The organism is Vibrio intestinalis, from assembly GCF_025195085.2.
Lineage (GTDB): Bacteria > Pseudomonadota > Gammaproteobacteria > Enterobacterales > Vibrionaceae > Vibrio > Vibrio intestinalis.
On sequence record NZ_JANAVY020000009.1, the window covers coordinates 60,921 to 86,566 of the forward strand.

13 protein-coding genes are annotated in these 25,646 nt (G+C 46.7%); 9 read left to right on the forward strand and 4 right to left on the reverse strand.

From position 1 onward, the window contains the following. The first annotated feature begins 76 nt into the window (after positions 1–76). From gltB to MU515_RS12975, 5 genes are all read left to right on the forward strand, one after another. Positions 77–4,615 (forward strand): glutamate synthase large subunit, encoded by a 4,539-nt coding sequence (gene gltB / locus MU515_RS12955; RefSeq protein WP_260260852.1) that lies wholly within the window; start codon positions 77–79, stop codon positions 4,613–4,615. Further along, positions 4,615–6,084, forward strand: coding sequence for a glutamate synthase subunit beta (locus tag MU515_RS12960; RefSeq protein WP_260260853.1), 1,470 nt, complete (start codon positions 4,615–4,617; stop codon positions 6,082–6,084). Before gltB ends, MU515_RS12960 begins: the two co-directional genes overlap by 1 nt. Before the next feature lie 172 nt (positions 6,085–6,256). Further along, complete coding sequence (locus tag MU515_RS12965; protein ID WP_260260854.1) at positions 6,257–6,685, forward strand: DUF1499 domain-containing protein; 429 nt, start codon at positions 6,257–6,259, stop codon at positions 6,683–6,685. 293 nt (positions 6,686–6,978) lie between these two features. Then, positions 6,979–12,438 carry a glutamate synthase-related protein gene (locus MU515_RS12970; RefSeq protein ID WP_260260855.1) on the forward strand — a complete coding sequence of 1,820 codons (5,460 nt, stop codon included), beginning with the start codon at positions 6,979–6,981 and terminating at the stop codon, positions 12,436–12,438. Between the two features lie 31 nt (positions 12,439–12,469). Continuing rightward, positions 12,470–14,233 (forward strand): diflavin oxidoreductase, encoded by a 1,764-nt coding sequence (locus MU515_RS12975; protein ID WP_260260856.1) that lies wholly within the window; start codon positions 12,470–12,472, stop codon positions 14,231–14,233. A gap of 101 nt (positions 14,234–14,334) precedes the next feature. Here the strand turns inward: MU515_RS12975 and hldE are convergent, their stop codons facing one another. The 3 genes from hldE to MU515_RS12990 form a co-directional block, all read right to left on the reverse strand. Further along, positions 14,335–15,765: a bifunctional D-glycero-beta-D-manno-heptose-7-phosphate kinase/D-glycero-beta-D-manno-heptose 1-phosphate adenylyltransferase HldE gene (hldE, locus tag MU515_RS12980; RefSeq protein ID WP_260260857.1), complete on the reverse strand. Its 1,431-nt coding sequence runs from the start codon at positions 15,763–15,765 to the stop codon at positions 14,335–14,337. Between the two features lie 60 nt (positions 15,766–15,825). Further along, positions 15,826–18,666 (reverse strand): bifunctional [glutamate--ammonia ligase]-adenylyl-L-tyrosine phosphorylase/[glutamate--ammonia-ligase] adenylyltransferase, encoded by a 2,841-nt coding sequence (gene glnE / locus MU515_RS12985; protein ID WP_260260858.1) that lies wholly within the window; start codon positions 18,664–18,666, stop codon positions 15,826–15,828. Between the two features lie 185 nt (positions 18,667–18,851). Beyond that, positions 18,852–20,108: a methyl-accepting chemotaxis protein gene (locus MU515_RS12990; RefSeq protein WP_260260859.1), complete on the reverse strand. Its 1,257-nt coding sequence runs from the start codon at positions 20,106–20,108 to the stop codon at positions 18,852–18,854. 120 nt (positions 20,109–20,228) lie between these two features. Between MU515_RS12990 and MU515_RS12995 the strand changes: the two genes are divergently transcribed. Further along, positions 20,229–21,023 (forward strand): potassium channel family protein, encoded by a 795-nt coding sequence (locus tag MU515_RS12995; protein ID WP_260260860.1) that lies wholly within the window; start codon positions 20,229–20,231, stop codon positions 21,021–21,023. A 25-nt stretch (positions 21,024–21,048) separates the two neighbouring features. Here MU515_RS12995 and MU515_RS13000 read toward each other — a convergent pair whose 3' ends face one another. Further along, complete coding sequence (locus MU515_RS13000) at positions 21,049–22,566, reverse strand: CYTH and CHAD domain-containing protein (protein WP_260260861.1); 1,518 nt, start codon at positions 22,564–22,566, stop codon at positions 21,049–21,051. A gap of 205 nt (positions 22,567–22,771) precedes the next feature. Between MU515_RS13000 and MU515_RS13005 the strand changes: the two genes are divergently transcribed. The 3 genes from MU515_RS13005 (at position 22,772) to MU515_RS13015 (ending at position 25,606) form a co-directional block, all read left to right on the forward strand. Further along, a complete protein-coding gene (locus MU515_RS13005; protein ID WP_260260862.1) occupies positions 22,772–23,452 on the forward strand; it encodes a TIGR00153 family protein in 681 nt (226 codons plus the stop codon). Between the two features lie 130 nt (positions 23,453–23,582). Further along, positions 23,583–24,842: an inorganic phosphate transporter gene (locus MU515_RS13010; RefSeq protein WP_260260907.1), complete on the forward strand. Its 1,260-nt coding sequence runs from the start codon at positions 23,583–23,585 to the stop codon at positions 24,840–24,842. 152 nt (positions 24,843–24,994) lie between these two features. Then, complete coding sequence (locus tag MU515_RS13015; RefSeq protein ID WP_260260863.1) at positions 24,995–25,606, forward strand: TIGR04211 family SH3 domain-containing protein; 612 nt, start codon at positions 24,995–24,997, stop codon at positions 25,604–25,606. The last annotated feature ends 40 nt before the right edge of the window (positions 25,607–25,646 follow it).

Below are 25,646 nucleotides of genomic sequence, written 5' to 3' on the forward strand. Positions count from 1 at the left end.
AAACTATAAAAGGAAGAGACGCGGATTAAGTTCGCTTAATAGTGCTGCGTCCAGATTAGATTGGAAGGATGTATCTATGGTAGATAGAGAGCATAGTGCACAGGGTCTTTATACTCCAGAATTGGAGCATGATGCCTGTGGTATCGGTTTTGTTGCTCACCTAAAAAACCGTAAATCTCATGATGTCGTAACTCAAGCATTGGATATGCTTGCCCGTATGGAACACCGTGGCGGCCAAGGTTGTGATCCTTGCAGTGGTGACGGCGCGGGTATTTTGTTGCAAAAGCCCCACGAATTTCTTTTAGAAGAAGCAGTAAAGCTTGGGATTAAGCTGCCTTCTTTTGAAAAGTACGGCGTTGGTGTGGTGCTATTCCCGAAAGATGAGCATAAACGCGCACAATGTCGTGACATTTTAGAGCGTAACGCTAAACGCCTTGATCTAGAGGTGATTGGCTACCGCGTACTGCCAACCGACAACTCAATGATCGGTGCAGACCCGCTCAGCACAGAGCCACAGTTCGAACACGTATTCGTTACTGGTGGCCCAAATACCTCTCCTGAGGAACTAGAGCGTAAGCTTTATGTATTGCGTAACTACACAGTACGCGTATGTCTGGAAAGCGTGTCGAACATTGGTGATGATTTCTACATCAACTCAATGTCTTATAAGACACTGGTATATAAAGGTCAGCTAACCACTGAGCAAGTACCACAATACTTCCTAGATCTACAAAACCCAACCATGGTAACTGCGCTTGCACTGGTTCACTCGCGCTTCTCTACCAACACATTCCCTAAATGGCGCTTAGCACAGCCTTTCCGTTACATTGCCCACAACGGTGAGATCAACACAGTTCGCGGTAACTTGAACTGGATGAAGGCGCGTGAAGCGATCATTGAATCAGACTTGTTCACTCAAGCTGAAATCGACATGCTACTGCCTATCTGTCAGGAAGGTAGCTCAGACTCATCTAACTTTGACATGGCACTTGAGCTCCTAGTTCTCTCTGGTCGTAGCCTGCCACATGCCTTAATGATGATGATTCCTGAAGCATGGCAAGAAAATAAGAACATGGATCCAACTCGTCGTGCGTTCTACCAATACCACGCGAACATCATGGAACCATGGGATGGCCCAGCATCAGTATGTTTTACTGATGGTGTTCAAGTAGGTGCAACCCTTGACCGTAACGGTCTGCGTCCTTCTCGCTACACAGTAACTAAAGATGACTTCCTAGTGATGGCGTCTGAGTCTGGCGTAGTTGAAATCGAGCCTGAGAACGTTGAGTTCCGTGGTCGTCTGCAACCAGGACGCATCTTTGTTGCTGACCTAGAGCAAGGCCGCATCATTTCTGATGAAGAAGTGAAAGATGGTATTGCAACTGCTCAACCATACGAAAAATGGGTAGCAGAAAACCTACTAAGCCTAAATAAACTTCCAGAAGCGGATAACGTTCATAGCCAACCATCTCCTGAGCGCCTATTGCACCGTCAACAAGCGTTTGGCATCAGCTCAGAAGAAGTGAACGAAATCATCGTGCCAATGGCGAAAGAAGGTAAAGAGCCGCTTTCTGCTATGGGTGCTGACTGGCCTTTGGCTGTGCTTTCACACCAATCTCAGCATCTAGCTAACTACTTTAAACAGCTGTTCGCGCAGGTAACCAACCCACCTATCGACCCGATTCGTGAACGTATGGTGATGTCGCTGAACACTTACATTGGTAAAGATCAGAACTTACTGGCTGAGTCACCTGTTCACTGTCGTAAAGTAGAACTTGAGTCACCGGTTATCTCAAACGCTGAGCTAGAAAAGCTACGTGCGATTGATAACGAGCACTTACAAGCGAAAACGCTCGATATCGTTTTCCAAGCCAATGAAGACCAAGGCAAGCTAGAGCGCGCTCTAAAACGTATTTGCCAATACGCAGAAGATGCGGTGATTGATGGTTACTCAATCATCCTACTGACTGACCGTGCGGTTAACTCTAACCACGCAGCGATTCCAGCAATGCTGGCCGTTGGTGCAGTTCACCACCACCTAATCCGTAAAGGTTTACGCGCGAAATGTGGCATTGTGGTTGAAACCGGTGACGCACGTGAAACGCACCACTTCGCAACCCTAGTCGGTTACGGTGCAAACGCAGTTAACCCATACCTAGTGACTGAAACACTGGTTGATCTTCAACGTCGTAAGAAGCTTGATCCAGAAGCCTCGCTAGAAAGCCTATTTGATAACTATCGTAAAGGTGTCAATGGCGGTCTATTGAAGATCTTCTCTAAGATGGGCATCTCAACACTGCAATCTTACCAAGGCGCACAGATCTTCGAAGCGCTCGGTATTCACAAGTCAGTGGTTGATAAATACTTCACAGGTACTGTTTCACGCATCCAAGGTCTAACCCTAGACGATATCGCTAAAGAAGTATTGATTCGTCACCGTGTGGGTTACCCAACACGTGAAATCCCAATTCAAATGCTGGATGTGGGCGGTGTTTACCAGTGGAAACAGCGTGGTGAAAAACACCTGTTTAACCCAGAAACAATTTCACTATTGCAAGAGTCGACTCGCAACAAGAACTACGCTCAGTTCAAGCAGTATGCCGATGCCGTAGATAAACAAGGTGACAACGCAGTTACTCTACGTAGTCAGCTTGAGTTCATTAAGAACCCAGCAGGTTCAATCCCACTTGAAGACGTTGAACCAATTGAAAGCATCGTGAAACGCTTTGCAACAGGTGCAATGTCATTTGGCTCTATCTCTTACGAAGCGCACTCTACGCTAGCAGTAGCGATGAACCGCCTCGGCGCGAAGTCTAACTCGGGTGAAGGTGGTGAAGACCCAACTCGTTTTGAGCGCAAAGAGAATGGCGATTGGGAACGTTCAGCGATCAAACAGGTAGCATCAGGCCGCTTCGGTGTAACGTCTTACTACCTAACTAACTCTGATGAAATTCAGATTAAGATGGCGCAAGGTGCGAAACCAGGCGAAGGTGGTCAGCTACCGGGCGATAAAGTTGATGATTGGATCGGTGCAACACGTCACTCCACTCCAGGAGTTGGCCTAATTTCACCACCACCTCACCACGATATCTACTCAATCGAAGATTTAGCGCAGCTTATCTACGACTTGAAAAACGCAAACCGCGCAGGCCGCGTCAACGTGAAACTGGTATCGGAAGCAGGTGTCGGTACGATTGCCTCTGGCGTAGCAAAAGCCAAAGCTGATGTTGTACTGATTGCAGGCTTCGATGGCGGTACTGGCGCATCTCCGATGTCGTCTATTCGTCATACGGGTCTACCTTGGGAACTCGGTCTAGCAGAAACGCATCAAACGCTGCTGAAAAACGGCCTACGTAACCGTATCGTCGTTCAGGCGGATGGCCAAATGAAGACTCCTCGCGACCTAGCAGTGGCAACACTACTTGGTGCTGAAGAGTGGGGTGTTGCCACAGCGGCACTTGTGGTTGAAGGCTGTATCATGATGCGTAAGTGTCATAAGAACACTTGTCCAGTTGGTATCGCAACGCAAAACAAAACTCTTCGTGAGCGCTTTGATGGCCGCGTAGAAGATGTTGTGACTTTCTTCCAGTACATGGCTGAAGGCCTACGTGAAATCATGGCAGAGCTTGGCTTCCGTACTATCGATGAGATGGTTGGCCAAGGTCAGAAGATGAAACTTCGTCAAGACATTAGTCACTGGAAATACACTAACCTAGATTTGTCTCCAGTTCTGCACGTAGAACAAGCGCGTGAAGCGGATGGTATCTACAACCAGACAGTACAAAACCACAACCTAGAAGAAGTGTTAGACCGTAAGCTGATTCAAGCGGCGATTCCTGCGCTTGAAAAAGGTGAAGCTGTCGATGCGGCGTTCCCTATCATCAACACAGACCGCTCTGCGGGTACGATGTTGTCGAACGAAATCTCGAAAGTGTACAAAGACCAAGGTCTACCTCAACCAATGAACGTCAAGTTCACCGGTTCTGCAGGTCAATCTTTCGGTGCATTCCTTGCTAAAGGGGTGAAGTTTGAAGTAGAAGGCGACGCGAACGACTACTGGGGTAAAGGCCTTTCGGGCGGTACACTAGTGCTCTACCCAGATGCTAAATCAAGCATCGTACCAGAAGATAACATTGTGGTGGGTAACGTATGTTTCTACGGTGCAACCTCTGGTGAATCCTTCATTCGCGGTCTAGCGGGCGAACGTTTCTGTGTACGTAACTCAGGCGCGAAAGTCGTCGTTGAGGGTGTGGGTGACCACGGTTGTGAATACATGACTGGCGGCGCGGCTATCATCCTTGGCTCTACAGGTCGTAACTTCGCGGCAGGTATGAGTGGCGGTGTAGCTTACGTGTGGGATAAGTCGGGTGACTTTGAATCTAAGCTAAACCCAGAACTTGTCGACCTAGACCCTATCGAGCAAGAAGATAAAGACCTACTACTCGACATGCTAACCAAGCATGTTCAATTCACAGGAAGTGAAGTGGCTCAGTCTTTCCTAGACAACTTTGAAGTAAGTCTGCAAAGCATGGTGAAAGTAATGCCACGTGATTACAAAGCAGTTCTTCAAAGACGTAAGGCAGAGGCACAACAAAAAGAAGCGGAGGCAGTGTAATGGGTAAGCCTACTGGATTTTTAGAGCATGGTCGCGAGCTTCCAAAGAAGCTCGACCCAACCGTACGAATTCAAAACAACAAAGAATTCGTACTCAACGAAGAATTTGGTGAGAAGATTGGTACGCAAGCTTCTCGCTGTATGGACTGTGGTGTGCCGTTTTGTCATAACGGCTGCCCTATTGGCAACATCATTCCTGAATTCAACGATGCGGTTTACCGTGATAGCTGGGAAGAAGCTTGGAACATTCTAAGCTCAACCAATAACTTCCCTGAGTTCACAGGCCGCGTATGTCCTGCTCCTTGTGAAAGTGCTTGTGTCTTGGGTATCAACCAAGACCCAATCACCATCTGTAACATCGAGAAAACCATCGTAGAGACGGCTTACCGCGAAGGATACGCGAAGCCAAAAACACCACGTTCTCGCACTGGTAAAACAGTAGCCATTATCGGTAGTGGCCCAGCAGGCCTTGCCGCGGCAGAGCAGCTTAATAGCGCTGGCCACACTGTGACAGTATTTGAGCGTGATGAAAAAGTCGGTGGTCTACTTCGCTTTGGTATCCCTGATTTCAAACTCGGTATGGATGTCATCGACCGTAAAGTGAACCTGATGGCTGAAGCGGGCGTTGAGTTCAAAGTGAACCAACACGTCGGTGTGGATGTGAACGCTCAGCAACTACGTCAAGAATACGATGTTGTACTACTGACTGGCGGTTCTACAGTGCCACGCGATCTGCCAGTTCCTGGCCGTGAGCTAGATGGCGTTTACTTTGCGATGCAGTTCCTTGCGCAAAACAACCGTCGTGCCAACGACATGGATCTGAAAACCGAAGAAATTCACGCGAAAGATAAGCACGTTGTGGTTATTGGTGGTGGTGATACCGGTTCTGACTGTGTGGGTACATCTAACCGTCATGGTGCGAAGAGTATTACTCAGGTTGAAATCATGCCGATCCCACCAGAGAAACGCCCAGCAAACATGCCTTGGCCACAATATCCAATGATCATGCGTACTTCGACTTCGCACGAAGAAGGGGTTGATCGTCACTGGAATATCTTAACTAAAGAGTTCATCGGTAACGATAAAGGTGAAGTAACCGGTCTTCGTATCGCTGACATCGTTTGGCAAGATGCGAAAGAAGGTGAGCGTCCGAGCTTCAATGAAGTGGAAGGCAGCGAGCGAGTAATTCCATGTGATATGGCTTTCCTTGCAATGGGCTTCTTACACCCAGAACCAACAGGTGTTCTGGCTCAGCTAGACATCGGACTTGATGACCGCGGTAACGTGGCAACGAATGGTTTTGCAACCAATCAACAAGGTGTATTTGCCGCAGGTGATATGCGAACTGGTCAGTCTCTGGTTGTTCGTTGTATCAATGAAGGCCGTGAATGTGCTCGCGCAATTGATGACTACCTCATGGGTGGCACCAACTTAGAAGCAAAAGCTAATTCACTCATGCTTTCAGCATAATCTCTATTGGCGGGATAACGCTATTCCGCCACTCTTTCCTTCCGTCTATAGTTTTGACCAGCCTTGCGCTGGTCTTTTTTATTCACTCTTTTCTCTAACTCTCTGATCGCCACTTCCACCCGCTACGTAATTTGCTACACTGAAAAAGCTTGATAATTCAGGGAAAATACAAATGCGTTCATATCTAATCCCCTTTACTTCGCTATTCATTCTTGCCGGATGTAGCCAAGGAGAACAAAGCATGGCGAGCAAAATCAATCAACTTTGTGGCGATAAACCTAACTGCGTTTCTACGTTAGACGACAGAGAAAAGCATCAAATTGCGCCCTTCACACTCAAACCTGATGTCACCATCGACCAAATAGAACAAATCGCGCTGCAATTACCCGGTGCGAAAACCGCAGACAAACAGTCTGATTACCTACGCATCGAGTGCACCAGTAAAATTATGAAGTTCGTCGATGACTTAGAGTTAAAAATCGACGGCAACCAACTACTGGTTCGTTCTGAGTCTCGGGTTGGTTATTCAGATTTTGGAGTAAACCGAAAACGCGCAGAGTCACTAAGAGAATCGCTAAATAGTTCAGGATTATTGGAATAAAGCCACACTCACCACTAAAATTCATTCGATAACAGGCCGAAGCATTCTGACAATATAAGCAGAAAAAACGAACAACTATTCATTAACTTTTCGCTATCGGGATCTGAAAAATAGGCGATCTTAATCACAGAATGCTTGCCATATAGCACCGCTCGTGATAATTATTGAGCCTAATCATAAGAGCGAATCGGAATCGTTCTCATGTAAAACATAGCTGAAGGCTTCGGCACCGTAGTGATACATGCCAAAGGAACCCGCAGTGTTGCACTGCTAGCAATCAAGGAAATGATCGAATGAATCAGGAATATCGCTCGCTGTATGATCGCGAGCATGAGCACTCGAGCTGTGGGGTGGGATTCATCACCGATAAAACCGGTGAACAAACCCATGAAATGCTCTCTCTTGCTCACCAAGCTCTATGCACGATTCCCCACCGTGGCGGCATGAACGCCGAAGGTATTGGTGATGGTGCTGGTGTAAATATCGATTTATCGGTTAACTTCTATCGCTTTTTACTTGGTCAGCCTCACCTTAATAAAGGTGACTTTGGCGTTGCCAACTTTTTCTTCCCTTTTGACCCATCCAAGTTTGATGCTGCAAAAGCCCTGATAGAAGAAACCCTGAGCCAATATAGGCTTACCATTCAACTCTGGCGAGAAGTGCCAATCAACCCAGAAGCGGTGAACGCAGCTTCATTGCAAGTTCAGCAAACTATTCATCAAGTGGTATTCATCAATGGTGACTCTTCGCGCAACATCGCTGAATTTGAGCAACAGATTAACCTAGCGCTCGGCACACTTGAATCGACCGGATTTACTGATGACGCACTTGAAGGTTTTTATCCACTTTCAATGAGTTCAAATACTCAAGTCTACAAAGGTCGTCTAAATTCTTGGGAAGTGGTGCCCTACTTTGCTGACTTAGCGAATCCAGAACACCAAATTACCACGCTGTTCTTCCACACCCGTTTCTCAACTAACACTGCGCCTGCGACCATGATGGCTCAGCCGTTTCGCAGAATGGCGCACAACGGTGAGTTAAACACCGATAAGAAGAACCGATTGAGCGAAGATGCCATCGCGCGTCAGCAGCATAAAAAAGTTATTTTCCCTAAAGGGCAATCAGATTCTGCTCGTCTAGACCAAACTCTTGCCCGTCGCGTAGTGGAAGATCATCTCGATATCGTCACCGCAGTATTGGCCATGATGCCACCAGCATGGGAAAACGATCATAACCTTTCACAACAAGTCCGCGACATGCTGGAATATTTCAGTTTGTCGGAAGAGAAAAACGATGGCCCTGCAGCGCTGATCTTCTCTGATGGTCAAAAAGTAGGTGCGCGTCTAGACCGTCTTGGTTTACGCCCACTGCGTAGTGTCGAAACGGATCGTTACCTTGCGGTAATGAGTGAAGCTGGACAAATTGATTTCCCGGCCGAGCAAATTACCCGCTTTGGCCGCATTCAAGCAGGCGGCATGATCTATTTCGATCACGCAACAGGCCAATCTTACGAAACGAAAGAGATTCTAGAGAACCTTGCTAAAGAACGTAACTACAGTGCGTTACTTGAGTCAGCACGTATTACTCTCAATGATCTTGAATCTTCATCGATTGATGAGGTAACAGAAAACACCGAATTTAGCTCGTACAGCCGCCACGTGGCTTACTCGCTCAACCAAGAGAGTTTCAAATTCTTCCTCGACCCAATGTTAGAAAACGGCGCAGAAAAGATCACTGCGATGGGTTTTGGTCTCGCACCTAACGTGCTGACCGATGAAGAAGGTGGCATGTCGAAGTACTTTAGCCAACGTTTTGCTCAGGTGACTAACCCACCATTAGATTCACTACGTGAGTCTGACGGCATGACTTTGCGTGTCGCATTAGGTGCAAAACCAAACTTCAGCCCACAAGATACAGTGCAACTGGTGTTGCGCTCACCGATTCTTCAACCACAACAACTTGAGCAGATTTTCCAGCAAGATCGCATCAAAATTGCCACTTTAGACGCTGTTTTCACACCAACACTCAACAGCAGGGAAGATAACACTCAACGCGTTGAGCAAGCGATTCAGCAGCTTTGCGACCAAGTTGAACAAGCGACCAAAGATCGCTGCGGCATTATCGTATTAAGCGATAAAAACATCGCCAGTGATAAAGCGGCTCTGCCTGCGGTACTTGTGGTAACCGCCGTCAATCAGCGCTTAATTAAGAAAGGCCTCCGTTTTGATACCAGTATCGTTTATCAAACGGGTCAGGCGGTGAGCAGCCACGATATTGCCTGCTTACTTGGCTTTGGTGCATCAGCTATCTGCCCAATATCGGTATTCCACCGAGCGAAAACCTTATCTAACAATCAGAGTGTTGAAACGGGTTTAAACAACTTCCAGAAAGCGTGTGAAAAATCACTAATGAAGACCATGGGTAAGTTCGGTCTTTGTACTGCGGAAAGTTATATCGGTGGCGAGTTCTTTGAATCCAACTTCTTAGATACTGACTCTGACTGTTTAAAGCGTTACTTCCCCAACATCAGCTCACCGGTTGGTGGTGCTCGTTTAGATGATTTGGCATGGAGTGCAGCAAAATGGCACTTCAAAGCATTGGCGATCAACGAAGAAAACCAAATCCCGCTACTCGGCCTATTTAAAGAGCGTCAAGACGGTGCGGGACACAGCTTTGGTAACACGGCTGTTCGCGAATACATCAACATGACTCAAGAGTCTGTTCAGTACGCCAACGATGACCAAGCAGAGAAAGCACTTGAGTCAGCGATCGTCACTAACGATGACCTCGGCTACAAAGAACGTGGTTACGACAAACTCACACCAGAGCAGATTGATGCATTTAACGTTACCCCTTCATACCGTTCATTCGCCAACAATCTTTATACTGAACGGGAATCTCGCCCAGCGACTCTGCGCGACATTCTGTTATTGCCGCTCGATTTTGGCGCAGTGACTACCGTCGAGCAGTTTGCTCACCTACTCGATCGTTTCCATTTTGATGGCAACATTGACTACTTGTGGTCTGGCTTAGATGTCGATACACAAGGCGATCACTTTGTCCTAAAGCTGACTAACTCAAACGCCACTGATGCGTTACAGACAGCTATCGAACAAGCTTGGAGTGAAAAAGTATCGTCAGTGACACGCAATGGCGATGCAATAGAGCTAAAAGCCAAGCCAGAGCTAGCAGGGTTTTTAACCCGAATCCGCGCAGCGCGTAAACCCATCGAGCTAGATCAGGTCGACGCAGCACATTTAATTACGCCGACCTTCGCGTCCGGCGCAATGAGTCACGGCGCACTCAACTCCAATGCTCACCAAGCCGTCGCACAAGGGACTAACATTGCAGGCGCGATGAGTAACTCTGGTGAAGGTGGTGAACATTCATCTCGTTTTAACTCCATCAAATCGAGCAAAATCAAACAGTTTGCTTCTGGTCGATTTGGCGTATGGGTCGGGTATTTAGCAGACCCTCAGCTTGAAGAGATTGAAATCAAAATCGCTCAAGGGGCAAAACCTGGTGAAGGTGGTCAGCTACCATCGCCAAAAGTAACGGTAGAAATTGCAGCAGCTCGTGGCGGTACGCCAGGCGTTGAATTAGTCAGCCCTCCTCCACATCATGATACTTACTCTATCGAAGATTTAGGTCAGCTAATTCACGATGCCAAAGCTGCTCGTGTTCGCGTCATCGTCAAACTGGTGTCGTCTGAAGGTATCGGCACAATTGCTGTTGGTGTGGCGAAAGCAGGTGCCGATGTCATTAACGTAGCCGGTAACACCGGTGGTACGGGTGCAGCTGCAGTAACCAGTTTGAAGAACACCGGCCGTGCTGCCGAAATCGGTATCGCCGAAGTTCACCAATCCCTGAGTGAAAACGGCTTGCGAGACAAAGTGACGCTGCGCTGTTCAAATGCGCACCAAACTGGTATGGACGTCATCAAATCAGCCATTATGGGTGGTGACTCCTTTGAGTTTGGTACCACTGCATTAATGATGCTGAAATGTGTCATGGCGAAGAACTGTAACGTCAAATGTCCTGCTGGCTTAACCACCAACCCTGAGCTTTACCAAGGCGACCCTCGTGCCCTAGCGCAGTACTTCTTGAACGTCGCTCATGAAGTACGTGAGATTCTCGCCAAACTGGGTTACCGCTCATTACAAGAAATTCGTGGCCGCACAGAGCTACTACATTTAGCCAACCACCACAGTATTGTTGGTCGCTTAGATGTCACTGGTTTACTGCGTGACGTAGACATCGTCAAGATTGCTAAACCTGTTTACCTTGAAGCGGATTTCACACCCGATGACAAGCTCATCGAACAACTACTTGGGGATTACTTCGAATCTGAGCAACGCCAAATCGTACTCGATGGCGGTAAGCTGAATAACTGCAATAAATCTACCGGTGGCCAGCTATCGATAGACATCGAACGTAGCCTTAACTACCAACAAGTTGGCCAAAATCACCCAGCGGTTCTAACCAGTGGTAATGGCCGCCGCTTCTTAGACGCAGAATCCATTTTAGTGCAAAGCCGTGGTAGCGCAGGCCAAAGTTACGCTGCATTTAACAACAGTGGCCTAATCATGGAGCACACTGGCACTTGTAACGATGGTGTCGGTAAAGGCTCTAGTGGTGGTCACATTGTGGTTCGCTCACCAAGTGACAAACAGTTAAGCGCAGGAAATAACGTACTGATTGGTAACTTCGCCCTATTTGGTGCGACGGGTGGCCAAGCCTTTATTGACGGTGAAGCGGGCGACCGTTTCGCAGTGCGTAACTCTGGTGCGGTTGCGGTTGTCGAAGGCGTTGGTGATTTTTGTTGTGAATACATGACCAACGGCTCGGTGATCAACTTAGGTGGTTACGGAAAAGGCTTTGGTAATGGCATGTCTGGAGGTGTGGCTTACCAGTATAACGTTGATGGAAAATTTGCAGACAGTTGCAGTAAAGACTCTGTGATGGCGCTGCCACTGATCGACCATGATCCAGGTTATGAAGAAGCACTAAAGTGGCACCTAGAACAGCACCTGCGCTTTACCCAATCGGCAAAAGTGCAACAAATTCTGGCTGATTGGCCAACTAGCCGCACCATGTTTACCTTGGTGATGCCGCTTGCATTAGTACAAAGCCAACATCCAGAAAGCATTCTCGAATCTCACCCGCGAAAGAAAATGCTCGAAGAGCTTATCAGCGGTGAAGCGGGTCGCTTAATTGAGCAGGTTCACTTTGCTTACCGTGACGGTATCGATCTTGCTCATGGCTTAAGCCCGCAATATGGGGATATGGATACCTCTCTGATTTGTGACTTACTGACTCACAGCGGTGTGTTGCACCGAGCACAGCAATTAGTCAAAACACAAACCAGCGACGAACAAGAACAAACCGTTCTGGTTAAGCGCTTGTTTGAGCACCGTGACAAAAAACTGCTTGATGCGATTAGCAAAGACGTCAAAGAAGCCGTTTCCAACTACAAAGATGAAGAGCTTGCGGTATTGCTTGCTGATAAGCGAGTGCAAGACTACAAATCATCACTAGCACGACGCGATGTTTGGGATACCCATTCCCGAGGAACCACTGTTTGGATCCTTGCGCGAGAAGCTGACATTAGCCAACAACTGCAATCCATCGAACTGATTAACCAGCGCATGGCAACACTGTACTGCCACGCCTTTGCCGATGTGATTCGAGCGGATATTGAGCAAGAAAGAGCACTCGCAAAACAAACTGAACAAGAAGCCCCAGCAGCCTAGGGAAGGCGCGTATCTTAAGATAGGAAGAACAATGAAAGTACCTCATTTGCCACAAGATATACCATTTAACGAAGACCAAAAGACTTGGTTAGCGGGCTTCTTTTCTGGCCTGCACTCACGTCTATTGGTAAAAGAAGAATCCGTCGTCCACGCTGAATCTAAACCTCAGGTGAAAGCACTGACGATTCTTTATGGTTCACAAACAGGTAATGCAGAAAGCGTTGCTTACGATACAGCGGAAAAAGCCAAAGAATACGGCATGACGGCGAGCGTTTACGACATGGATGATGTCGATGCGCAAATCTTTGTTAAATCATCTCGCCTACTGATTGTGACCAGTACTTACGGTGAAGGTGAAATGCCAGACAATGCAGAAACCCTCTGGCAAACCATGAGCAGCGACAATGCGCCTAAGCTCGATGGCACCTTCTTCTCAGTGCTTGCTCTGGGTGATACTAGCTACGACGAATTCTGTTTGGCTGGTAAGCTTTGGGACGAACGCCTAGAAGAGCTCGGCGCAACCCGTATTACCACACGTGTCGATTGCGATATCGATTTTGAACAACCATCTGAAGAGTGGATGATTGCCACTCTACCTGGCATCGCAGACAAAGGTGAAGATGGTGAAAGCGGCTCAGCACAAGGAGCAGCCTCTAGCCCAAAGCAGAAGTCTAAGTTCGGTCGTAAGAACCCGCTGCAAGCGACGTTGAAGCACAAACGTGTTCTTAATAAAGAAGGATCATCGAAAGAGATCGTTCATTATGAATTTTCGTTGGAAAGCTCAGGTGAATTTTACAAACCGGGTGACGCACTCAACGTAATCCCACAGAACCAACCTCAATTGGTGGAAGATTTCTTAGCGCACTTACATTTCTCTGGCGACGAAAAGCCATCATGGAATGGTGAGAATCACAGTCTGCGCGAAATTTTCACTCGCCACTTGGATATTCGAACTCCATCGAAAGAGTTTGTCAAAGCAATGGCGGAAGCATCTAGTGATCATAAACTGATTGAAATGATTGCCAATGAAGACAGCTCTGCTCTGAATGACTTCTTATGGGGCAAAGACACCTTAGATATTCTGCGTGCTTACCCAAATGTAACGCTGTCGCTGGCGGAAGTATTGTCTCTGCTAAAGCCAATTGCACCGCGCGCTTACTCCATCTCATCAAGCTTAAACAAACACAACGATGAAGTTCATCTAACCATAGGTAGTGTGCGCTATCAAAGCGGTGAACGTGACTATAACGGCACCTGCTCTACTTGGTTAGCTGACATCGTCGATGAAGGTGAAAAAGTCCCTTGCTACTTCGCACCAAACAAAAACTTTGCAGTACCAGAAGATGACAAAGCGCCGATGATTATGGTTGGGCCGGGTACCGGTATTGCCCCATTCCGTGCCTTTCTAGAAGAACGTGAAGTTCAAGCTTCACCCGGTGACAACTGGCTTATCTTTGGTGACCGAAATGGTGCGACCGACTATATCTATCAAGAAGAGATAGAAGCACTACAAAAGAAAGAAGTTCTGACTCGCTTAGATCTGGCTTTCTCTCGTGACCAAGAAGAAAAGGTCTACGTACAAGACAAGATGCGTCAAAGTGGTGCTGAGCTGTTTGCATGGCTTGAGCGTGGCGGTTACTTCTTTGTTTGTGGTGATGCTTACCACATGGCTAAAGACGTTGATAAAGCGCTGCACGATGTTATCGCAGAGCACGGTAAAGTCAGCGAAGAAGAAGCGAAAGAGTATGTGGCAAATCTGAAGAAGCAAAAACGTTACGTGCGAGATGTGTACTAAACTGCTCACCGCTTTAAATTACGCCTAATAAAAACGCCCACTTAACTAAGTGGGCGTTTTCGCATCTATTGCTTAGCAAATAATTGGCTTAGTCAAAGGGATTAACCCTTACCGCCTTTGATAGCGTCAATAATTTCTGTGGTTGAACAACCATCTTCAAAGTTAAGCACTTTAACTTGGCCGCCATTAGCGATCACTTCTTTACCACCAGCAATCTCTTCTGGTTTGTAGTCACCACCTTTAACTAACAAGTCAGGTAGTACTTCAGAGATTAAACGCTGAGGTGTATCTTCGCCAAATGGCACCACCCAATCAACGGCACCTAGACCCGCCAACACCGCCATACGACGATCAGTCGGGTTAACCGGACGACCAGGGCCTTTAAGACGCTTAACAGACTCATCAGTGTTTACCGCAACGATTAGGCGATCGCCTAGCTCTGCTGCGTGGTTTAGGTATGAAACATGGCCTGCGTGCAGAATGTCGAAACAACCGTTAGTCATCACCACTTGCTCGCCTTTCGCTTGCGCTTGCTTCACAGCTTCAATCAATGCTGACTCAGTAATGACTCCGAAATCAGTATCTTGGCTGCCGTGAATTGCTTCTGCTAACTCGATGGTCGAAAGAGTAGATGTGCCCAATTTACCGACAACCACACCAGCTGCAGCATTCGCTAATGCACACGCTTGGTCTAATGGCTTACCTGCTGCAACAGAAGCTGCAAGCACAGAGATAACCGTGTCGCCTGCACCTGTTACGTCATACACTTCTTTCGCTTGAGTTGGTAGGTGGAATGGTTCCTGACCGCGACGAAGAAGTGTCATACCGTGCTCGCTACGAGTCACAAGCAGCGCTTCAAAGTCGTACTCTTCGATCAGTGCTAGGCCTTTCTCTACTAGCTCTTGCTCTGATTTCACTTTACCTACAACGTGTTCAAATTCAGCCATGTTTGGCGTTAGAAGCGTTGCACCTCGGTAGCGTTCAAAGTCCGCACCTTTCGGGTCGATAAAGACAGGCACATTCGCTGCTCGAGCTTTTTGGATAAATTGCTGCACGTGCTCAAGAGCACCTTTCGCGTAATCAGAAAGAACCACTGATTTCACTTTTGGTAGCGCTTGCTCCATGCGATCTAGAATCAGCTCTGGATCGGTATTTTCAAACTTATCTTCGAAATCCAAACGGATAAGTTGTTGACCACGACTAAGCACACGTAGCTTAGTAATGGTTGGGTATTCTGGCAGTGCAACGAAATCACATTTCACTTTCAGTGAAGATAATGTCTCGTTCAGCACTTTTGCTGGTTCATCGATCCCTGTTAACCCGACGATATGCGCGTGACCACCTAGCGAGGCAATATTCATTGCTACGTTAGCTGCACCACCAGGGCGCTCTTCGTTGTTTTCTACTTTCACTACAGGCACAGGGGCTTCTGGCGAGATACGGCCAGTAGGACCATGCCAGTAACGGTCTAACATTACGTCGCCGATAATAAGTACGCCTGATTGACTGTAGTCAGGTAGGATTGGTTTCATTATGGATCTCCATTATGTAATTCAAGCGAAGTTTAACATAGGGTTTTCATAGCCTAAACCCTATTCTAGCCAGTGCTGCCAAACCTTAGTCACCAACTCACGCTCTTTAGTAAATTTGTCATCGGCTAAATCGGCATCCAAGTTAAGCAAATTTCGATGGTGGATCTGATCGCGCATCTGAGTATAAGCGTGTGTGATTGCCATCGCTTCGACTTCATCCATGATTCCCTGCGCCATCATGGATTCAAAGATGCGTACATTGTCAGACCAACGGGTTAATTTCGGTTTGTCATGGCTATAGTTAAGCACTAAATATTGCGCCAAGAACTCGATGTCAGTAATGCCACCGGGGTCTTGCTTGAGCATAAAGCGCCCTGCTTTTTTGCCACCCAGATGATCGCGCATCTTCACACGCATCTCAGTGACGTCTTTTTTCAGTTTGTCCGTGTCTCTAGGCAAGGTCAGTATGTTGTGGCGAATGTCAGCAAACGCGGTTTGCAGCGCTTGATCACCATAAATCATTCGCGCTCGTACAAGTGCTTGATGTTCCCATGTCCACGCATCTTCACGTTGATACTCATCAAACGCATCGGTTGGGCTAACCAACAAACCGGAAGCGCCCGATGGGCGTAAGCGAGTATCCACTTCATACAGAATGCCAGATGCCGTGCGAGTTGAGAAAATATGGATGATGCGCTGCGCTAAACGTAAGTAGAACTGGCGACCATCGATTTCCTTTTTACCATCGGTGTACACGTTGACCGGACAATCATGCATAAACACGATATCTAAATCGGAATTATAGCCAAGCTCCCAACCACCGACTTTGCCATAACCTACGACGGCAAAGCCTTTTCCGTCACGATCGTGAACATGAGTCGGCTGACCATATTTCTCGGTCATTTGTAGCCAAGCTTGATTGACCACTGATTCCACAATCGCTTCAGAAAGGTAAGTTAAGTGATCACTTACTTTCATCACCGGCAGCACTTCTGCGATATCAGCAGCCGCAATGCGTAAAATACAAATCTGCTTAAACTGGCGCAGCGCTTCCATTTGTTGTTCCATATCGTCTTCTGGAATACGCGCAAGATAATCGCGCAATTCCGTTCGATACGACTCAAGTGGCACAGGATTATAGAGTTGCTGCGGGTCAATAAGTTCATCCAAAAGAATAGGATAACGGCCTAGCTGCTCTGAAATCATCGGGCTAGCAGTACACAAACGCACTAACTGTATCAAAGCAGCTTCATGCTCATCTAGCAGTTCGAGATAGGTGGTTCGAGTGACGATTTTTTGCAGCAGATGCAGCACGCGTGATAAACCAAACTTAGCGTCTTTATGGGCAAAGATCGCTTGGAAGATTTTCGGCATCAAGTGGTTCAGCACTTCTCGACCGCGAGGGCCAAGAGTCTTCTTAGCTAAATCACTCTTAAATTGAATGATGGTTTGCGCCATGATGGCCGGCTCTTCTACCGCCACATCATGCTCAAGCACATGCTCTATCACATCCGCTTTATGCGCCATATCCCACAGCTCATGGAAATGCTTAGCAACTTCGGTCTGCTCTTCTTCGTCATCACCAATCAACAGGGTAAACACTTGATGAACATTCGCCATGTGCGAGCGCACTTGCTCAAGTAAATCTTCCCAGCCCTCAAAGCCCATAGCCACCGCAAGTTGAAGTTGCTCTTGAGCATTATCAGGTAAGGTTTGCGTTTGCTTATCAGCCATCGCTTGCAGCAAATTTTCTAATCGGCGCAGAAACTTATAAGCGTCGCGCAGATGATTAGTTTCATGTTGCTCTAGCAGTTCCAATTCTTGAATCGCATCCAAGGTAACCAAAAGACCACGCTGGCGCAGGCTTGGCTCTCGACCGCCACGAATCAACTGAAACACTTGGGCGATAAACTCAATTTCACGAATGCCACCCGCACCAAGCTTAATGTTATTGCTCAAGCCACGGCGACGAACCTCGCTGCTGATCATTGACTTCATGCGGCGCAGCGACTGAATGGCACTGAAATCGATATAGCGACGGAATACAAATGGGCGCAGCATTTGGCGCAGCTCTTGATATTCCGGGTACATTTCTCGTCCCATCACCCGCGCTTTGATCATCGCATAGCGTTCCCAGTCACGCCCTTGCTCTTGGTAGTAATCTTCCAGTGCGGCATAACTCATTACCAATGGTCCACTATCACCAAACGGACGTAAACGCATATCAACGCGATAGCAAAAGCCATCAAACGTTTGTTGATCGAGCGCTTTGATAATACGTTGACCTAAACGGGTAAAGAACTGCGCATTGGCAAGGCTGCGGCGTGCCCCTTGCGTTTCGCCATTTTCTGGGTAGGTAAAGATAAGGTCGATATCCGATGAGAAGTTCAGCTCACCGCCACCAAGTTTGCCCATGCCAATAATCAGCATTGGCTGCGCTTCGCCCTGCGCATTGCATGGCGTTCCCCACAGCTCACAACACGCTTTGTATTGCCACTGATAAGTTTCAAAAATCATCGCCTCGGCTAGCTCAGACAAATGCTGCAAGCTCTGCTCTAAAGACCAACTGCCGTTAAAATCCCGCCAAGCAATATTGACCATTTCACGGTATCGAAACTGGCGCAGTACCCGCTGTCCTGCCATCTCATCATGGCATTCTGCTAACAGCGCCGTTAAATGTTGTCTGTAGTGGTCTGCTCGGTTTTCCATCGTTAGCATTTCTGGCAGTTGTTGCCGTAACCCTTCATCTTTAGCGAGCGCCTCAACAACAAATTTGCTCAAACCCGCGACGTAAACAAGTTGAGAATAGACCTCTTGCGGCCAATGTTTTTCGAGTTCGAACTCTTCCAACTGAGTCAAAGCAGATTGAGAGATAGGACTGAGAGATGAAGGCAGTGTCATAGTTCTTCCTTGATGAGAGCCTTAATATACATGCGATGTTCCTGCTGGGTAACAATGCCACAGCTTAGGTATGGTGCTGATTTACTGTCTTTTATAACAGATTTTATCCAATAAAAAACGCCTGCTATTTAGTAGCAGGCGTTTATTGAGTCACTCTGTGAGGTCAAGATTAGCTAAAAGTTAGATTACACCTTGAACGATGTGATCTTCTTATCTAGCTCTTCAGCATTTTGCTGCATGATTTCAGACGTTTCTAACAGCTCACTAACCACGGTTACTGATGCTTCCACCAGCTCACGTACATTGGTTAAGTTCTGGTTCATCTCTTCCGCCACACTGCTTTGCTGACCTGCAGCCGTCGCGATTTGGAAGTTCATGTCATTAATTTGATTTACTTGCGTTACGATGCCATCAAGCTCGCTACCCGCGTTGGTCACTAGCTCTACGCCTTCTGCCGCTTCAACCACACTCTTCTCCATCAACTCAACCGCAGAATTTGCGCTTGATTGAAGTTGAGTGATCATTTCTTGAATTTCTACTGTCGCTTGTTGAGTACGTTGTGCAAGATTACGAACCTCATCCGCTACGACCGCAAAGCCACGACCGGCTTCACCAGCACGCGCAGCTTCAATCGCGGCGTTCAATGCAAGTAAGTTAGTTTGCTCTGAAATGCCTTGGATGGTACCAACAACGCTGCCGATAGAGTCGACACTTTCTTCAACTTGGTTTACCGCTTGTGCAGACGCTGCGATATCTTGCGAAAGCTCGCTAATCTTACCCACGGTATCTTGAACGAAGCGTTGACCTGTTGCCGCCTGACCTGAAGCACTCTCAGTGAGTGACGAAGCGTTTTGCGCATGATCAGCAACCGTTTGAACCGTAGAAGTCATCTCACTCATTGCGGTCGCAAGTTGGTCAATTTCGTTGAACTCTTCCTGCGCAGATTCTTTGGTCTCAGACATACTCAATGTCATGATCTCAGTTAGGCCTGCAAGCTCTTGTGACGAGCTTACCTGCATCTTGATCAGCTCTTGTAAACGAGAACGGGTTTTCTCAAGCTCGCGCGCCACATCGCCGTACTCGTCTTTACATTGCAGGTTAATCGGTGAAGACAAGTCACCGCTCGCCATTAGCTTAATCGCTTGATTAAGGTAGCTAGTTTGGCGCAACATAATGCGTGCAGCGAACAACAGAATAGCGACAAAAACACCGATCAATACGATGGTTTGCCAAACTACTTGCATTAGATAAGCTTCATAATGCTCTTGAGCAACAGCAGCGTTTTCAGTAACAAGTAGTATTGATTCGTAGAAGGTATTCGCGTCCCATAATTGCTTGCCGACGATCAGTAAGGTACTGAACACCATTAGCAATGCCATCTTAGGAACCAGTCGAATGTCCGTAACCACTCGCTCCCAAGGCTTAAAAGCCATTGTCGTCATTGTCCGTTCTCCGCTAAAGTCAGGGTTATAAGAGTTCTATCTTAAGTGGACTCTTTTGGGTACTTTAGTGCTAGTAAATGTAATTAGATAGCAAGTACATCGATTTATTTTGAGCCTCGTATGAAAAGAAATAATACCAAAGACGACACCAAGCCGATGAGCTTATTGTCACTTATTCTGTCTTTTATGGCGCTATTTGTGATCTCGGGCTTATTGTTCCTACCAATCAGTCCAGAAACTCGTCAGGTTCTTATCGGCCTCGACTTCCTCATCTGTAGCATTTTCCTTCTACAACTATTGATTGATTTGATCCGCTCCGCAGATCGAATGCAATTTATGAAAAGACACTGGATCGACTTCATTGCCAGTGTGCCAATGATCGAACCTTTACGCTTTGCACGCATCTTTCATATTTTGCGCGTGATTTTAGTCATTCGATCCAGTCGTGGTTTGGTGCAGCAGTTATTCACCAATCGCAAAGAAACCACGGTCGCCTCAATTTTATTGTTGTTGGTGGTGCTAATGACGCTTGGCTCTAGCTCTATGCTGTTTATTGAGGGGCACTCCCCCGAAGCAAATATAAAGACAGGTGGTGAAGCATTATGGTGGGCGTTAGTAACCATTTCTACGGTGGGCTATGGCGATCACTACCCTGTGACTGAGGGCGGTAAGATCTTGGCCTCGGCTTTGATCATCTGTGGTGTTGGCTTATTTGGTATGATCTCAGGCTTAATCACTTCAATTATTACCTCACCGACCAAAAGACAAAGTCTGTTAGCAGCGGAAAAAGAGAAGCAGATGACGGAAATGCTCGAACAGCAACAAAAGTTACTCAGCCGATTGGAGAAGTTAGAAAGTAAGATGAATCGAGATCTCGAGAAACTATCAGACCAAAACAACAAAGGAGAGCAATAGCTCTCCTTTGTAATTAACCTTCTAGCTATTCTTGCCAGTATGGTTCAGCTTCAATACTCATGATGCGAGTTTGTTCCATCGCATGCAAAATTGAAGTCTCTTGACGGCTTAACCAGCGCTCTAGCTGCTCACGCTCTTCGCCTTCTAGTTTTTCAACCAGTGGCTCTAGCACTTTCAGAATCAACAAGTCATCAATCCCTTGCAGTAAGTCAGCCCAAGGTAGACGGAAGCTATTACGCTCTTCTGCGTCGTACAAACTGGCGAACCCCACCCCTGTGTAGAGGTTACGCATCAAGCGATATTGCTGATCGATATACTCTTGGCGAGATAAAATCTTCTCTGGCGGGAAAGCATCAATCAGTTCGTTCCAAGTACGCTCTAATTGACGAACTGAGAAGTGCTCAATACCCAGCGCCATCTTTTGACGTGATTTATCATCTAAGAACGGCTGCCAACCACGAGTTAAGATCCAACGGCTTAAATCGAGCAATAATGCGGTGTAACGTGCCGAGTTAAATTGAGCAAGGGTATCTTCGCGGGTAGGCAATTGCTGCTGCATTTCTGATAGCTCAGCAACCAAGAACTTACGTGCATCCAGTTTGCGCAGCGCATGGCCTTTGTCTTCCAGCAGGTCTTCCAGATAATCGTAGTGTTTAATCCACTCTAAGTCTTGCTCTAACCATTTAAGCTCTTGGCGAATTAGTGCACTGGCTTTGCGCGGCACAATGCCACCATAAATGGTTAAGGTTTGGCGAATAAAGCTAATCGAGTTCTTAATTTCATGCAGTGCTTCAATCGATTCACGCTCTGAGTAGATTTGCTCATGGTAATGCCAATGAGATAGTGCATGCTCAAGCGAGTTAATCAGGCAAGATTCGACGTTGTCATGCTTATCGGTATTCACCAGCTCTAAAGCGCGCACCTCATCACCGGTATAACCCATCGCGAGGCGATAGCCACGAGCCGCTTTGCTAAGGTTACCTAAACGCATGCCGCCGTTGTCACTAAGCATGCGAGCTAAGGTAAACAGCGCATCGGTTTGACCTGATTTTAGCTCCAGTTCCACTTCGCAAATATCATCGCGCAGCTCACCGGAAATCACTTCACCTTGGTCAAAAGCCACTTCTATTTGGCTGCCATCAGGCATGCCAAGTAGCCACTGCTCACGGGTGAAGTTAGTCGAGAATAGAGGAGACAACTCAGATTGCAGCGTCGCGACATCTTTACCATTTGGCCAAATGTCTTGCGGGTGCAGCGTTAAATCTGGGTCGTTGCTGTTATGTTCTGCATTGTATTCTGGTCTTTGATGCAGCCCTGCTACAACACGTCCTGCTGTCTTCACTGTTTGGACGAATACATCGTCAAAACGGCGGATTCTCAAGCCGATATCGTGCTGTCTTAACCAGTTATCAGAAGTGTCAAAATAGGTGTTACCCAATTCACGACAACTGTGCTGAAGTACCTTTGTTTCTGATATTTTGTTACGTAAAGTTTCTGAAAAATCAGGAGAAACGAAAAACTTCAGTTCTATCTCGGTTTCCATAGTTATACCTTTAAAAGCAGATACGAACAGGATATTGCCTAATTTCTCACTCGGCAAGAGAGAAATATCGCCCCAATGATGATCTAAAACAGTTTTAAAGAGAGATTTAATGGGTTAACATGCGCGCCTTTATAGCCATCGTTCAACATTTCACCTCAAATCGGTGTATGTTATTTATAGGTTATATTAATTAGGTTGAATGACCATGCCAGTAAATACAATCATGGGGTTATTTGCAAAGTCCCCTATTAAGCCTTTGCAACGCCACGTCGTGTGCGTGAACGAATGTTGTTCTCACCTTGTGAACTTCTTTGAAGTGATCTCACAAGGCGATTGGGAAAAAGCATCTGAAATTCGTGCACAAATTTCTCACCTTGAGAAAGAAGCCGACGTTTTAAAGCGCGAAATTCGTCTAAAACTTCCTCGCGGTTTGTTTATGCCAGTAGATCGTAGCGATATGCTTGAACTACTAACGCAACAAGACAAACTAGCAAACCTTGCTAAAGATATCGCAGGTCGTGTTTATGGCCGCCAGCTAACTATCCCAGCTCCGCTACAAGAGAATTTTATTGCTTACTTGAAACGTTGTTTAGATGCAGCAAACCAAGCGCAAAAAGTGATCAACGAGCTAGATGAACTGTTGGAAACTGGATTTAAAGGCCGTGAAGTCACTCTGGTTGCAGAGATGATTAATCAATTGGACATGATTGAAGACGACACCGATGCGATGCAGATTGAACTTCGTCAGCAGCTAATGCTAATCGAACAAGATCTAAATCCTATCGATGTGATGTTCCTGTACAAAATTTTAGAATGGGTAGGCGGTATTGCCGATCAAGCACAACGTGTTGGCGCTCGATTGGAATTATTGCTATCTCGCTCATAAACGATAAGTTAACTCAATAACGAAGAGCATTTTTCGACACACCCCATATAGGCGATGAATATTTCTACGCTAACGGGGCTTTTTCGTGTCTAATTTTTGCTCCGCTTGTTATCAACAACTAGGTATTACGATGGATATCCTTGCGAACTACGGCACTGTCCTGATTATTGTTGCAGCGATTTTCGGCTTTTTGATGGCCATTGGTATTGGTGCGAATGATGTAGCCAATGCAATGGGCACTTCTGTGGGCTCAAAAGCGCTAACCGTTAAACAAGCGATCATTATCGCAATGATCTTTGAATTTGCTGGTGCATATCTTGCCGGCGGTGAAGTAACCGATACGATCCGTAAAGGTGTAATTGAAACTTCACTGTTTGCTCATCAGCCAGATGTTCTTGTTTACGGTATGATGTCAGCTCTACTTGCTGCTGGTACTTGGCTATTACTAGCGTCTTACATGGGCTGGCCAGTATCTACTACTCACTCAATCATCGGTGCTATCATCGGTTTTGCGTGTGTATCAGTAGGTACAGAAGCTGTCGATTGGGCGAGTGTTCAAGGTATCGTAGGTAGCTGGATTATTACGCCTGTTATCTCTGGTTTCTTTGCTTACGTCATCTTCGTAAGTGCTCAGCGTCTGATCTTCGACACTGAAAAGCCACTATTCAATGCAAAACGTTTTGTACCTGTTTACATGTTTATCACCACTATGGTTATCGCACTAGTAACCATCAAGAAAGGTCTTAAGCACGTAGGTCTTCACCTTAGCAACACTGAAGCATGGTTATGGTCTGCTGGTTTCTCTGGCCTTATCATGATTGGCGGTTACATCTACATTCAGAAGAAATTTGCTGAACGTGAAGATGACCACGGCTTTGCAGGCGTAGAAGGTATCTTCAGCGTACTAATGGTTATCACAGCTTGTGCAATGGCATTTGCTCACGGCTCAAACGACGTAGCAAACGCGATTGGTCCACTATCAGCGGTTGTTTCAACTGTGGAGCACATGGGTGAAATCACAGGCAAGAGCACGATTGCTTGGTGGATTCTACCTCTAGGTGGTTTTGGTATCGTAGTTGGTCTAGCAACGCTTGGCCATAAAGTTATGGCGACCGTTGGTACAGGTATCACTGAGCTAACACCAAGCCGCGGCTTTGCAGCTCAGCTAGCTACCGCATGTACAGTTGTACTGGCTTCAGGTACTGGTTTGCCAATCTCGACAACGCAAACTCTTGTAGGTGCGGTTCTAGGTGTAGGTTTTGCACGTGGTATTGCTGCTCTGAACTTGGGTGTTGTACGTAATATCGTTGCATCATGGATTGTAACGTTACCTGCGGGCGCGCTATTAGCGGTTGTGTTCTTCTATGCAATTCAAGCTTCATTCGCCTAATCAATAGGTCAGTGTTTTGTTAGAACACTGTCATTATTGACTCAACACCGCAGAAAGGGAGGCTCAGCCTCCCTTCTTTGTTGCACAGTCTAAAGAAACTTCATACTATTTGCCCTCTAGCTGAAAGCTTGATGACTGTTAAAGGATTTACCGTGAAAAAACTGGTTTTTATGATCTTAGCATGTGTTCTTGCAGCCCCTGCTGCAATGGCTAAAGATCGCTACATCTCTGATAATTTGTTCACCTACATGCACACTGGCCCTTCGAACCAGTACAAAATTATCGGCAGCGTGAATGCTGGCGACAAAGTGAACCTTCTTACTACCAACAAAGAAACTGGCTACAGCCAAATTATCGATGAAAAGGGACGCAAAGGTTGGGTTGCTTCTCGATTCGTGACTGCACAAGAAAGTATGGCACTGCGCCTTCCTCGTCTTGAAAAAGAGCTTTCTGAAGTAAAATACAAATTAGAAAACGCCAACGAAATTGCGAACAAAGAGAAAGATGGTCTCGTTGATTCGCTTGAGACTCGTAATAAGCAAATCTCTGAACTAGAGCAAAACTACAGCGAGATCAGTCAGCAGCTTACAGCATCTCAAACTGAGATTCGTAACCTACGCGCTAAACTAGATACACAAAAAGATGATCTACTGATGAAGTACTTGATGTACGGAGGTGGTATCGCTGGTATCGGTCTACTGTTTGGCTTGATTCTTCCGCATATTATTCCGCGTAAGAAACGCTCCCCATCAGGTTGGGCATAATCGTCACACCCGATAAACGAAAGGTCACCCATTGGTGACC